We start from the raw sequence: 12,440 nt of genomic DNA on the forward strand, positions 1-12,440 counted from the left end.
GAGGGCTCGGGCCTAGAGCAGGCCCGAGCCCTTCGTCACCTCGGTGTAGCGGTGCACCCGGGCCGACTGGACGAGGCCGAAGCCGATCATCACCGTCAGCATCACGGTGCCGCCGTAGGACAGGAGGGGCATCGGCACGCCCACCACCGGCGCCAGCCCCATCACCATCGCGCCATTGATCAACACATAGAGCGTGAAGGTCGCCGTCACCCCCGCCGAGGCCAGACGCGCGAAATGCGAGTGGCTGACGTAGGACGTGCGCAGCGCCATGAAGATCAGCAGAGCGTAGAGCGTCAGCACCGACATGCAGCCGACAAAACCGAACTCCTCGGCCAGGGTCGCGAAGATGAAGTCGGTCTGCTTCTCGGGCAGGAAGTTGAGCTGGCTCTGCGAGCCGAGGCCATAGCCCTTGCCCAGCAGGCCGCCCGACCCCAGGGCGATCATCGACTGAAGGATGTGATAGCCCGAGCCCGACGGGTCGCTTTCCGGATTGAGGAAGGTGAGCACGCGCTGGCGCTGATAGTCGTGCATCACGAACATCACGAACGGCGGCACGATGGCCACGAAGGCGGCCACGCCCAGGGCGATGATCTTCCAGGACAAGCCGGCGAGCACGACGATGGCAGCCCCGGTCATGAGGATCAGCATGGCGGTGCCGAGGTCCGGCTGGTGGGCCACCAGAAGCACCGGCAGGGCGATCATCCCCGCCGGCGCCAGCAGCCACCAGGATAGCCTGGCGCGCTGCGCCGAGGCGCCGTGGTAGTAGCGGGCCAGCGCCAGCACGATGCCAAGCTTCATCACCTCCGAGGGCTGGAAGCTGAAACCGCCGACGGACAGCCACCGCTGGGCGCCCAGGCGCGTGTCCCCCACCAGCTCCACCGCCACGAGCAACAGAAGGCCCACGGCATAGAGCGGATAGGCGATGGCGAACCAGACCCGGATGTCGATCATCGCCAGGCCGATCATCATCGCCAGGCACAACGCAAACCGCAGCGTATGCTTTGCCGCCCAGGGATCCCAGGACGAGCCGGCGATGGAGAACAGCATCAGCACGCCGGCGCCGGTGATCAGGCTCAGCACCAGGACGAACAGCCAGTCCACCTCGGCCAGCTTGACGATCAGCCGGTCGCGTTCGCCGGGACGGGTGAGCGCCGAAACAGTCATGCAGGCCCTCGTGTGGGCGGAGTGAGCGGATCGCCCGAAGCGGGCATGGGGGCGTCGGGCGGCTCGCCGAAGACAGGATCGTCCGGCACCGTGTCGAGCTCGAGGTCGGGCTCGAAATGCGGCATGGGCACCGGCTTCTCGATCCGGGCGCGCAGCTCAGGATCCTTGAGCAGCGCCACCCGCATGATCTCCCGCGCCCGGGGCGCGGCCGCGGTGGAGCCGCCCATCCCGTGCTGGACGATGACCGCGAGGGCGTAGCGCGGTTCATCCAGCGGAGCGAAGGCGACGAACAGGCCATGGTCGCGCAGCCGCCAGGGGCCGCCCTTCCCTCGCGGTCCGCCGGCCCGGTAGGTGTAGACCTGAGCGGTGCCGGTCTTGCCGGCCATCAGGATGTCGCCGAGCCCCAACTGGCTGGCCACATAGGCGGTGCCGCCCGCCTCGGTCACCGCGGCCATGCCGGCCCGGACGTAGTCCAGATGTTCCTGGCTGAACGGCAGGTCCGGCACGTCGGCGCCGCTCGGCAGCTCCTTGCCTCCGATCGACTTGATCAGGCGCGGGTTGAGCGCCTTGCGGCCATTGGCCAGACGGGCGGTCATCACCGCCAGCTGCAGGCAGTTGGCCGTGAGCATCCCCTGGCCGATGCCGTAGCTGAGCGACTCCCCCGGATGCCACTTGGGGTCCTTGGGACGGTTCTTTCGCACCCATTCCGTCGAGGGGACGATGCCGCGCTTCTGGCCGGGGATGCCGATGTCGAAGATCTGGCCGAAGCCGAACTCCCGGGCCACCCGCGCGATCCGATCCGGCCCGATCCGGGCGGCCACAGCGTAGAAATAGACGTCGCACGAGTTCTTGATGGCGTCCCGCATGTTCTGCGGGCCGTGGCCGCCCTTCTTGTGGCAGCGGAAATAGCGGCCGCCGAAGTACATCCCGCCGCCGCAGTGCACCCGCTGTTCCGGATCGACGCCGGCGTCCAGCGCCGCCAGGGCGGTCATGGTCTTGAAGGTGGAGCCCGGCGGGTAGGTGCCGGACAGGCACTTGTCCAGCAGCGGCCGGCGCTCGTAGTTGGCCAGGGCCCGGTATTCGGCGCTGGTGAGGCCGCGGACGAACCGGTTCGCATCGAAGCTCGGCGCGGACATCATGCAGAGGATGTCCCCCGTGCGGCAGTCCATCATCACCGCCCCGCCGCTCTCGGCGCCGAACACCTCCAGGGCGCGGTTCTGGATATCCACGTCGAGGGTGAGTTGGACCTCCTTGCCCGGCACGGCGGGGATGTCGCCGGCCTCGTCGTGGCGCACCTCCCGGCCGTTGGCGTCCACCTCGACCTTCTTGGCGCCGGGCCGGCCCCGCAGCTCCAGGTCCAGGGCCTTTTCGATGCCCTGTTTGCCGATCCGGAAGCCCGGGTGGAACATGATCGGGTCGGAGTTGGGCCCGGTCTTCTGGATGTCCTCCCGGTTCACCTTGGCCACATAGCCGATCACATGGGCGAAGGCGCCGCCGTGCGGATAGACTCGCACCTCGCCCATGTCGGCGGTGACGTTCGGCAGTTCGGCGGCGCGGACATTGATGGCCGAGAACTGCTCCCAGCTCATGTCCTCCAGCACCGAAACCGGCGCGCGCTTGGGGGCGCTGTTGATCTCACGCAGCAGGCGCCGACGACGACTCTCGTCCAGCGGCACGAAGTTGGCCAGGGTCTGCAGCGTGGCCTCGGTGTCAGTGTCCTTGTCCCGGGCCACCAGCAGGCGAAAGTTCGGGCGGTTGGCCGCCAGGACCGCCCCGTTGCGGTCGACGATCAGGCCCCGCGGCGCGGGCACCAGCTTGAAGTTGAACTGGTTCGACGTGGCCAGCTTCTCGTAGCGCTGGGTCTCGAGGATCTGGAGATAGGCCAGGCGCGCACCCAGGGCCGAAATACCCAGGCCCGCCAGGCCGCCCAGCAGGATGGTCCGGCGGTGGAAGACGCTCTGCCGCTCGTTGACCTCCTCGAAGAAGATTGCGGGTTCGGCCATCGCGCTAACGGAACCTCACGTCGGCGTCCTCGAACCGCTCGATCAGGCGGTCGGCCAGGGGATAGAGCACGACTGTGGCGAGGAATTGCCAGAAGACCGACAGCGGGCTCGGCATGCCCCGCACGTCCAGCATAACGAACAGGAAGCCCGCGCCCATGGCCACGGCCGTGAGCAGGCCATACCAGCCCCACATCGCGCCCCGCCCCTGCCCGGCCATCAGCGCCCGGCCGGCCAGCGCCCCGCCATAGGCGATCAGCAGGCAGACGGCCCACAGTCCCAGCGGGCCGCCCCACAGCAGATCGAGGAAAAAGCCCAGCAGCGCCACGCAGAAGGGCGCCAGCATCGAGGGGCGGATCACCGCCCAGGCGAAGGCCAACGGCAGGGCGAACACCGGTTCCGGCAGCCCCAGGCCCCAGATGCGGATCGGCATGGCGAAGAGCAGGGTGGCGATGATCACCTGCAGCATAGGGATGCCAAGCCAGCGCCACGGCTCAAGCGTCCGGGCGCCGCCGGTCATCGCGCAGCTCCGTTCGGGCTGGCGGGCGCCGCTGGCTGGGTCGCGCCCGAAGCCATCCCCTGCGAGGCGGGTGGCGAGGCCGTCCTGGGCGCCGGCGCGACGGTCTTGGGTGTGGGCGTTGCAGGGGCCGGCGGCGGCAGGGTCGTGGCGCCCGGCGTGGGCGGAGGCGCCGAGGTGCGGTTCAGCTCGGCCCGATTGGCGAGTTGGGTGAAGTCCTCGAACAGCAGGATGCGGACATAGTCGACCGGAGCGCGGTCCGAGGCCAGCACCACGCGCCAGCGACCATCCAGCCCCTTCACGGCCCGTCCCACCGGCAGGCCGCGCGGGAAGAGCCCGCCGTCCCCGGAGGTGAGCACCCGGTCGCCGTCCCGCACCGGATCCTGGCCGCGCAGATACTCAAGCCGCGGGTTCGGCCCGCCGTCGCCCGTGAGGATGGCGCGGGCGTTCGTGCGGTCGATCATCACCGGCGTGCGCGAGGCCACGTCGGTCAGCAGCAGCACCCGGCTAACCCCATCGGTGACGCCCACGACCCGACCAACCAGGCCGTTCTCGCTCATCACGGGATGGCCGATCTTCACCCCGGCTTCCTTGCCGATATTGGCGAGGCGCGAATTGGCGAAGGGGCCGCGGCTGTCGGTGACGATCCGCGCCGCCACCATCGGGATCGGCGGGTCGGTCTTGAGGCCCAGGAGCGCCCGGTAGCGCTCGTTGTTGTCGCGCAGGGCGATGGCCACGTCCCGCCACTGGCGCATCTCCTTGAGCTCGGCCTTGAGCCGGCGGTTCTCGGAGACCGCGAAGAAGTAGCCGCGAATGGCCTCGACGCCTGCGCCGGTCCAGCGGCCCGGGGCCGACAGGACCTCGCCCACCGGCTCGAGCGCCTTGTCCGTGGCGGTGCGCGTGCGCCCGTAGGCGTCCGTCTCGAACGCCTCACGCCGGTCGGACAGCAGGATCGCGCCCGAGGCGATGAGGACGACGAGGAAGACGATCCCCGCCGTCCAGGTGAGCGGGACCTTCAGTTCACCGAGCGGATTGTCCCGCAAGGACATCGACGTTCACGCCCCCAACAGCGGCCCGGCCGCGCTCCGTCCCGGCGGCAATCCTACGCCAGGGTCGACTCCAGCACGCCCTTCATCCACTTCGGATGCTCGAGCACCTTGCCGCAGCCCAGGGCGACGCACGACAGCGGGTCGTCGGCGACCGTCACCGGCAGGCCGGTATGATCGCGGATCTCGGCGTCCAGGCCGCGCAGCAGCGCGCCGCCGCCGGTGAGCATGATGCCCTTGTCGGCGATGTCCGAGGCGAGTTCCGGCGGGGTGGCTTCCAGGGCCATCTTCACCGCTTCGACGATCTGACCCACGGGCTCGGACAGGGCGTCCGAGGCCTGCTTCTCGCTGATGCGCACCTCCCGCGGCACGCCCTGCATCAGGTCTCGGCCCTTCACCTCGATCGAGAGCCCCTCGCCGTCGGCCGGAGCCCGGGCGGTGCCGATTTCCTTCTTGATGCGCTCGGCGGTGGTCTCGCCAATCAGCAGGTTATGGTTGCGGCGCATGTAGCTGATGATCGCTTCGTCCATCTTGTCGCCGCCCACGCGGACGCTGCGCGAATAGACGATGCCGGAGAGCGAAAGAACGGCCACCTCGGTGGTGCCGCCGCCGATATCGACCACCATCGAGCCGGTGGGCTCGTGGATCGGCAGGCCAGCCCCTATGGCCGCAGCCATGGGCTCATCGATCAGGCCCACCCGGCGGCCGCCGGCGTTGAGGCAGGAATCGTTGATGGCCCTGCGCTCCACCGCCGTCGCGCCCGACGGCACGCAGACGATCACCTTCGGGTTCACGAAGCCCTTCCGGTTGTGAACCTTCCGGATGAAGTACTTGATCATCTCCTCGGCGACTTCGAAGTCGGCGATGACCCCGTCGCGCATCGGGCGGATGGCTTCCATGTGACCGGGAGTACGGCCCAGCATCTGCTTGGCCTCGATGCCCACGGCATGGACCACCTTGCGGCCGCCCACATTGCGGAGCGCGACCACTGAGGGCTCGTTCAACACGATCCCCTTGCCCTTCATGTAGATGAGCGTGTTGGCGGTGCCGAGGTCGATGGCGATGTCGTTCGAGATCGCGCCGAAGAGGGATGAGATCATGCAGGGCCCTGGTCGATGGGGGCTTGGGGTTTGCGCGCCAGACGCCCGTTCGCGGCCCGACTGACGCGAACACCATGCGTCGAGTCGCTACGATCTGTCTGGCAGGCTTCACGTCCCTCTGCCCTGCCCCATTAGCCATTTCAAGGCTTAAAGAGCGGTGTGCGCCTTCGCGTCGCGCGCGAGTTCCGGCCACGCTGTTTCGCCTTAACCGCGCCATGAATCCGGGGTAGCCGCCAGCGCCCCTTGCGACCTGGGATCAGGCCTCGTCCGCGGGCCGGGAAACGCGCCGGTCGAGCAGCAGCAGGGACAGCACCACAAGGAAGCCGAAGGCCGCCAGCAGGCCCGAGAGCGCATGCGCCCGCTCCCACTCCAGCGCCTCCACCAGACGCCAGATCTCGATGGAGACCACCTCGGTGCGGCCGGGGATGCCGCCGCCGATCATCAGCACCACCCCGAACTCCCCGATCGTGTGGGCGAAGCTGAGAACGGCGGCCACGGCGTAGCCCGGGGCGGCCAGCGGCAGCGCCACCCGCCGGAACGTGTCCCAGCCTGACGCGCCGAGGGTGGCGGCGGCGTCCAGGTGATCACGGCTGATGGCCCGGAAGGCGTTGCGCAGCGGCTGGACCGCGAAAGGCAGCGAATAGATCACCGAGCCGATCACCAGGCCGGTGAAGGTGAAGGCCAGGGTGCGGACGCCCAGGGCCTGAAGCGGCGCCATGAGCAGGCTGTCAGGTCCCAGCGCCACCAGCAGATAGAAGCCCAGTACGGTGGGCGGCAGCACCACCGGCATGGCCACCAGGGCGCCCACGGCCTCGCTCCACCAGGCCCGGCTGCGGGCCAGCCACCAGGCCAGCGGCGTGCCGATGGCGAGCAGGATAAGGGTGGTGAGGGCGGCGAGCTTGACCGTCAGCCACAGGATAGGAACGAGGCTGCTCACGGGACCTCGTAGCCATGTTTGCGGATCACCGCCTTCGCGTCGGACGATTTCAGGAAGGCGACGAAGGCCGCCGCCGCCGGATTTCGGGCGCCCGTCTTCAGGACCACCGCCTGCTGCGCAATGGGCGCGTGCAGCCGCGCCGGGACCAGCCAGCGCGAACCGCCCCTCTCGGCGACCACCTGGGACAGGGCGACGAAGCTTACCTCGGCCGCGCCTGTGGCCGCGAACTGATAGGCCTGGGTGACGGACGCGCCCTGGACGATCTTGGGGCGAAGGCGCTCATGGAGCCCCAGGGCGCGGAGGGTCTCCACTGCGGCAAGGCCATAGGGGGCGACCTGGGGATCGGCGATCGCCAGCCTGTGGAACCGGCCTGCGGACAACACCTCTCCACGCGGATCGACCCGCTTCGGATCGCGGCTCCACAGCACCAGCCGCCCGGTGGCGTAGGTGAACCGCGAGGCTCGCTCGGTCAGGCCGCCCGCCTCCAGCTTCCGCGGCCGCTCGGCGTCGGCCGAGAGAAAGACCTCGAACGGCGCCCCATTGGCGATCTGGGCGGCCAACTGCCCGGACGCGCCGTAGCTGAGGACGGCGCGATGTCCCGTGCGCTGCTGGAAGCGTGCGGCGATTTCCTTCGCGGGCTCTGCGAAGTTCGCGGCCACGGCCACCTGCACCTGGGCCGCACAGGCCAGGCCCGGCGCCAGCAGGATCACCGCCGTTAGCAGCAGGCGGACCAGTCGCCTCATCTCCCGGCCGCCCGGTCGGGCAGCGGCCGCCGCCCGCCGAAGACAAGGGCGACGGCGGCGATGGGAGCGGCCGTGCGGATCATGCGGACAGCTTAGCCGATCTTTCGCCCTACGGGATCAGCGCCTCGACGATGGCCGTGACCTGGCCGCCCGAGGCCTTGGCCCCGCCGCCCACCGCATAGATTTTCCCGCCCACGGCCGCAGCGGCCAGACCATGGCGCGGCGTGCGCATGGCCGGCTCGGCCCGCCACTCATCGGTCCTGGGGTCATAGGACCAGGCTTCCGGGATAACGCCCGGATTCTCGCCGCCGAAGACGTAGAGCCGACCGTTCAGCGCCGCTCCCGCCAGGCCGCCTGAAGCGCGCGGCATCGGCCGCAGGGTTTCCCAGCGGTCGGTCTTGGGATCGTAGCGATCGAGGCGAGCCGAGTTGCCCTCGCCCACGCGCCGGCCGCCCGCGAGGTAGAACATCCCATCGATCACCGCTCCCGTGGCGCTGTTGCGCGCCTCCGGACAAGGCGCGGCGGTAGTCCAGCGGTTCGTGGCCGGGTCGAAGACCTGGTGCAGGTCGATGTCGCCTTGGTCGTTCCAGTCGCGGTTGCTCTCACCCTTCGGCGCGCGGCCCGAGGCGATGTGAATGCGCCCGTCCAGGGACACGGCCACGGTCTCGCACTGAAGACGCGGCATCGGGGCCATGGGTCGCCAAGCCTCGCCATCAAGGACCAGGGCGTCGGGAATGGCGATCCAGCCGCCCTCGTCGCCGACCCGGAAGCCGCCGAAGGCGTAGGCCTTACCGCCCGCGGCGGCGAGGACCGGGTGGTGACGGGCGAACGGCAGCCGCGGCCCTTCGCTCCAGCGATCGGCGGCCGGGTCATAGACGCCCGTGCGGTCCAGCGGATTGATGCCGCCGCCCAAGCCGCCGGGTCCCGGCGACATGCCGCCGGCGATGATCAGCCGGTCACTCAGCTCAGTTCCATAGACCTCCTGCACGGTCCAGGGGACATCGGCGCGGGCCTCCCACCGGGCGGCGGCGCGGGCCAGGCCGGGGACGACGATCAGGGCTGCGGCGGTGAGGATGGAACGGCGGTCGATCATTCCGCCATGGAAACGCTCAGCCCAGCGCGGTCAAGGCCACGCCGAGAGTTGTCAGCGCGCCGCCCGTCACCTGCCGCAGGCCGAGCCGCTCGCGGAACAGCCGACGTCCCACGGCGGCGGCGATCGGAGTCTCGATCAGCGCCACCGCGCGCACCGGTCCCGCCGGCGCCAGGGCCAGGGCTCCGAACCAGCAGGCCGAGGCGGCGGAGCCGAAGAAGCCGGCCCCCAGCGACTGGCGCCAGGAGCCTAGCACCGCGGCGATGGCCTGGGGTCGGGTCAGGGCCAGCAGCACGCCGAGCGTGAGGCTCTGCATCAGCTGGGCGATGACCACGGCGGCCACGGCCGAATAGATCGGATGCGCCGGTTCGAAGGCGAGGCCCGCCTGCCGATAGCCGTTGAAGGCCACCGCAAAGGCGGCCCCCGCCGCAAGACCGAGCAGGCCGCCGGTAAAGACGTCCCGCGCCTGATCCCGCCTTGGCCACGACAGGATCGCGAGGCCGGCTGTGGCGACGGCGACGCCGATCCAGGCCCGGGGCGAAAGGCGATCCCCCAGCGCCAGCCAGCCCATCAGCGCCGCCAGGGGCAGCGAGGACTGTTGCAGGACGGTGGCCACGGCGAAGCCGGCCCGGTGCATGGCCATGAGCAGGAAGCCCGTGGCGGCCACCTGGGCCACGGCGCCCGCGACCGCTCCGGCCCAGAAGCGCAGGGACGGATCGGGAGCCGCGTCCGGCGTCGCCAGCGCGACGGCCAGGAAGATCAGCAGCGAGAACGGCAGGCCGAACAGGAAGCGGACGAGGGTTGCGCCCCACGGCCCGGCGTCGCCCACCAGGCCGCGCTGCGCCGCATTCCGCGCCACCTGCAGCGGCGCGGCCGCGAGGGTCAGGAAAATCCAGAGCATCCGATGGCGTCCTCCCCTGCGGGAGGGGGCTCAGAACCCGCTGGCCACGCGGCCGGGGGCGCTCTTCTCCTTGCGCGCGACGAGATTGTTCAGCGCGTTGACATAGGCCTTGGCCGAGGCCGTCAGGGTATCGGTGTCCGCGGCCTGGCCGGTGGCGATGTGGCCATCCTCCTCCAGACGGACCGACACCTGCGCCTGGGCGTCCGTCCCCTCGGTCACCGCATGCACCTGGAACAGCCGCAGGACCGCCATGTGCGGATAGACCTCATGGATGGCGTTGAACACCGCATCCACGGGGCCATCACCGGTGGCGTTGGCCGACTTCTCGACGCCCTCGATGGTGACCGTCAGGAAGGCCTCCTGCGGCCCCTCGGTGCCGGCGATGACGCGCAGGTGCTTCACCTGGATCTTGTCAGCCTGGCTGGCCAGGGCGTCATCGACCAGGGCGACGATGTCGTCGTCGAAGACATGCTTCTTCTTGTCGGCCAGATCCTTGAAGCGCTGGAAGGCCTCGTTCAGGGCGTTCTGGCCCAGCTCGTAGCCCAGGTCCTTGAGCTTTTCGCGGAACGCGTGCCGTCCCGAGTGCTTGCCCATGACCAGGTTCGACTCGATCTGGCCCACGTCCTCGGGCTTCATGATCTCGTAGGTCTCGGCGTTCTTCAGCATCCCGTCCTGGTGGATGCCGCTCTCGTGGGCGAAGGCGTTCTTGCCCACGATCGCCTTGTTGAACTGCACCGGGAACCCGGTGATGGCCGAAACGTAGCGGCTGGCGCGCGTGATGTGCTGCGGCTCGACGCCGGTCACATAGGGCAACCGGTCGCCGCGGACCCGCAGGGCCATGACGATCTCTTCCAGCGCCGCATTGCCGGCCCGCTCGCCGATGCCGTTGATGGCGCATTCGATCTGGCGCGCGCCGCCCTGGACCCCGGCGATGGAGTTGGCGACCGCCAGCCCCAGATCATTGTGGCAGTGGGTGGAGAAGATGACCTTGTCCGCGCCGGGCACGTTTTCGATCACGTCCCGGAACAGGTCGGCGTACTCGGTGGGATAGGTGTAGCCCACCGTGTCGGGCAGGTTGATGGTGGTGGCGCCCGCCCGGATGGCCGCCTCGACACAGCGCAGCAGGAAGTCACGCTCGGTGCGGGTGGCGTCCTCGGCCGACCACTCCACGTCGTCGCACAGGTTGCGCGCCAGGGACACCGACTTGGTGACCATCTCCAGCACCGCCTCGGGCTCCATCTGCAGCTTCCACTTCATGTGGACCGGGCTGGTGGAGATGAAGGTGTGGATCCGGCCGCGCTTGGCGGGGCGGATGGCCTCGGCGCAGCGCTCGATATCGGCCGCGCTCGCCCGGGCCAGACCGCAGATGACGCTCTCGGTGACGATCTGCGAGATCTGGCGGACCGCTTCGAAGTCGCCGTTCGAGGCGATCGGGAAGCCCGCCTCGATCACGTCGACCTTCATGTCCTCGAGGATCTTGGCCAGTTCCAGCTTCTCATCCAGCGACATGGACGCGCCGGGCGATTGCTCGCCGTCGCGCATGGTGGTGTCGAAGATGACGACGCGGTCGCGTTCGGAGGCGGAAAAAGTCATTTTGCTACGGGCTCTTCGCGAGAGTTTCGGTGTCGGGCGGAGGATCGAAAGCCCCTGAGCGCCCGGCCGCGAAGATGCGCGTGCCTAGAGGGTCGCCCAGGGGCGGCTAAGCCCCAGCGACAGAAGAAGAAGCGAGTTGTTCGCCTGCGTGCGCATCGAGGCGGCTTCTACCGAAAGGGGCCGTTACGCGCAACCTTCTTGCGCGATCGACGGCCCATTTGATCGCGAACGCAAGTTTATTTCCCACTCCGGCCGGGAGGTCGGCCTTGGACGCCCTCCGGCGGCGCAGGTCTGGTCAGGCGCAAAGCGGCGCCAGGTCGCGTGCGGCCTGCACAGCTTGGGTGTCGGCGCAGGGATCGAGGCTATCCAGACAGGGCGCGAGCCTCGGAAGCGGCGAGCGAAGGACCTGGAAGCCGTCCATCTCGGCGATGGCGTCGGCCAGGGCCTGACGCATCACCTCGCGGCGTTCCTCGGACATCCGCTCCACACGGTCCACCAGCGAGACGGCGGCGACCACCTGCCCGGCGGGATTACGCACCGGGACGGCGACGCATGAGAGGTGCGGATAGGCCTCGCCCCGGTCGATGGCGAAGCCGCTCTGGCGCACATGGGCGATCTCGCGCCGGAACAGCACCGGGTCGGTGATGGTCCAGTCGGTGAGCGCCACAAGGTCGCCGTCGCGCAGATAGGCCTCAAGCTCCTCGTCGGACAGGCCGGCGAGCAGCGCCTTCCCCACGGCCGAGCAGTAGGCCTCCTGCTGCGCGCCCACCCGCGTGGGCACGCAGGCGCCGCCCTCGGCGACCGCCTTGCCCAGATAGGTGACCATGCCACGCTCAAGGACGCCGTAGTGGACAGTGACGCCGAAGCGTGCGGCCAACCGGTCCAGCACGTCTTGGACGCGCCGGTTCACGCAGCGCTCGCCGGAATCTTCCTCGAGATCGAAGTTCCAGATCACCCGGGCGGTGTAGCGGCCGCGGGCGTCGCGGACGACGGCGCCGGCGGCCTCCAGGGTCTGGATCAGGCGGTAGCCCGACGCTTCCGGCAGGCCCGCCCGTCGGCTCAGCTCTGCGCTGGTCAGCGGCTTGTCAGGCCTCGTGAAGCCGCGCAGCAGGGCGAATGCTCTGAGAACAGATCTGTTCAAGGGTGTCGCCAAGGCCGCTTCCTCCGTCCGGTGTCTCTCGCCATGCGCCCGTTGAGGCAGACGCACGGCGTCCCTGTTTGATCATTCGCCGTCGAGCCGAAGCCGGCCGGCGGCGTGGCGCCTCAATGACCAAGACGTTGCGGAAAGCCGTCTCCTCATCAGTGGACTGTTCGGCGCGGGGGTAGCCGGGCCGCTCCGGCCGCAAGAT

The 12,440-nt window shown here is 69.4% G+C and carries 11 protein-coding genes; all 11 read right to left on the minus strand.

Annotated features, from left to right (window positions below):
- Positions 1-12 precede the first annotated feature (12 nt).
- A complete protein-coding gene (gene rodA, locus BO64_RS13955; protein ID WP_496403915.1) occupies positions 13-1,164 on the minus strand; it encodes a rod shape-determining protein RodA in 1,152 nt (383 codons plus the stop codon).
- Entirely contained in the window at positions 1,161-3,167 is a 2,007-nt protein-coding gene (mrdA, locus tag BO64_RS13960; protein ID WP_496403916.1) for a penicillin-binding protein 2, read from the minus strand. Before mrdA ends, rodA begins: the two co-directional genes overlap by 4 nt.
- Before the next feature lie 4 nt (positions 3,168-3,171).
- Positions 3,172-3,684, minus strand: a complete 513-nt coding sequence (locus tag BO64_RS13965) for a hypothetical protein (protein WP_496403917.1) — start codon at positions 3,682-3,684, stop codon at positions 3,172-3,174.
- Positions 3,681-4,730 (minus strand): rod shape-determining protein MreC, encoded by a 1,050-nt coding sequence (gene mreC / locus BO64_RS13970; RefSeq protein WP_496403918.1) that lies wholly within the window; start codon positions 4,728-4,730, stop codon positions 3,681-3,683. Before mreC ends, BO64_RS13965 begins: the two co-directional genes overlap by 4 nt.
- A 53-nt stretch (positions 4,731-4,783) precedes the next feature.
- On the minus strand, positions 4,784-5,827 hold the full coding sequence (locus BO64_RS13975; RefSeq protein WP_496403919.1) for a rod shape-determining protein: 1,044 nt from the start codon (positions 5,825-5,827) through the stop codon (positions 4,784-4,786).
- A 256-nt stretch (positions 5,828-6,083) separates the two neighbouring features.
- Positions 6,084-6,764, minus strand: coding sequence for a molybdate ABC transporter permease subunit (gene modB, locus BO64_RS13980; protein ID WP_496403920.1), 681 nt, complete (start codon positions 6,762-6,764; stop codon positions 6,084-6,086).
- On the minus strand, positions 6,761-7,507 hold the full coding sequence (gene modA, locus BO64_RS13985) for a molybdate ABC transporter substrate-binding protein (protein WP_496403921.1): 747 nt from the start codon (positions 7,505-7,507) through the stop codon (positions 6,761-6,763). The genes modB and modA overlap by 4 nt, the downstream gene beginning before the upstream one ends.
- Before the next feature lie 109 nt (positions 7,508-7,616).
- Positions 7,617-8,600, minus strand: coding sequence for a Kelch repeat-containing protein (locus BO64_RS13990; RefSeq protein ID WP_496403922.1), 984 nt, complete (start codon positions 8,598-8,600; stop codon positions 7,617-7,619).
- Positions 8,601-8,616: 16 nt separating this feature from the next.
- A complete protein-coding gene (locus tag BO64_RS13995; protein ID WP_496403923.1) occupies positions 8,617-9,498 on the minus strand; it encodes a DMT family transporter in 882 nt (293 codons plus the stop codon).
- Between the two features lie 30 nt (positions 9,499-9,528).
- Positions 9,529-11,091, minus strand: a complete 1,563-nt coding sequence (locus tag BO64_RS14000; RefSeq protein WP_496403924.1) for a 2-isopropylmalate synthase — start codon at positions 11,089-11,091, stop codon at positions 9,529-9,531.
- A 295-nt stretch (positions 11,092-11,386) separates the two neighbouring features.
- Positions 11,387-12,232 carry an IclR family transcriptional regulator gene (locus BO64_RS14005; protein ID WP_496403925.1) on the minus strand — a complete coding sequence of 282 codons (846 nt, stop codon included), beginning with the start codon at positions 12,230-12,232 and terminating at the stop codon, positions 11,387-11,389.
- Positions 12,233-12,440 lie beyond the last annotated feature (208 nt).

It is taken from the genome of Phenylobacterium composti DSM 19425, assembly GCF_059568645.1.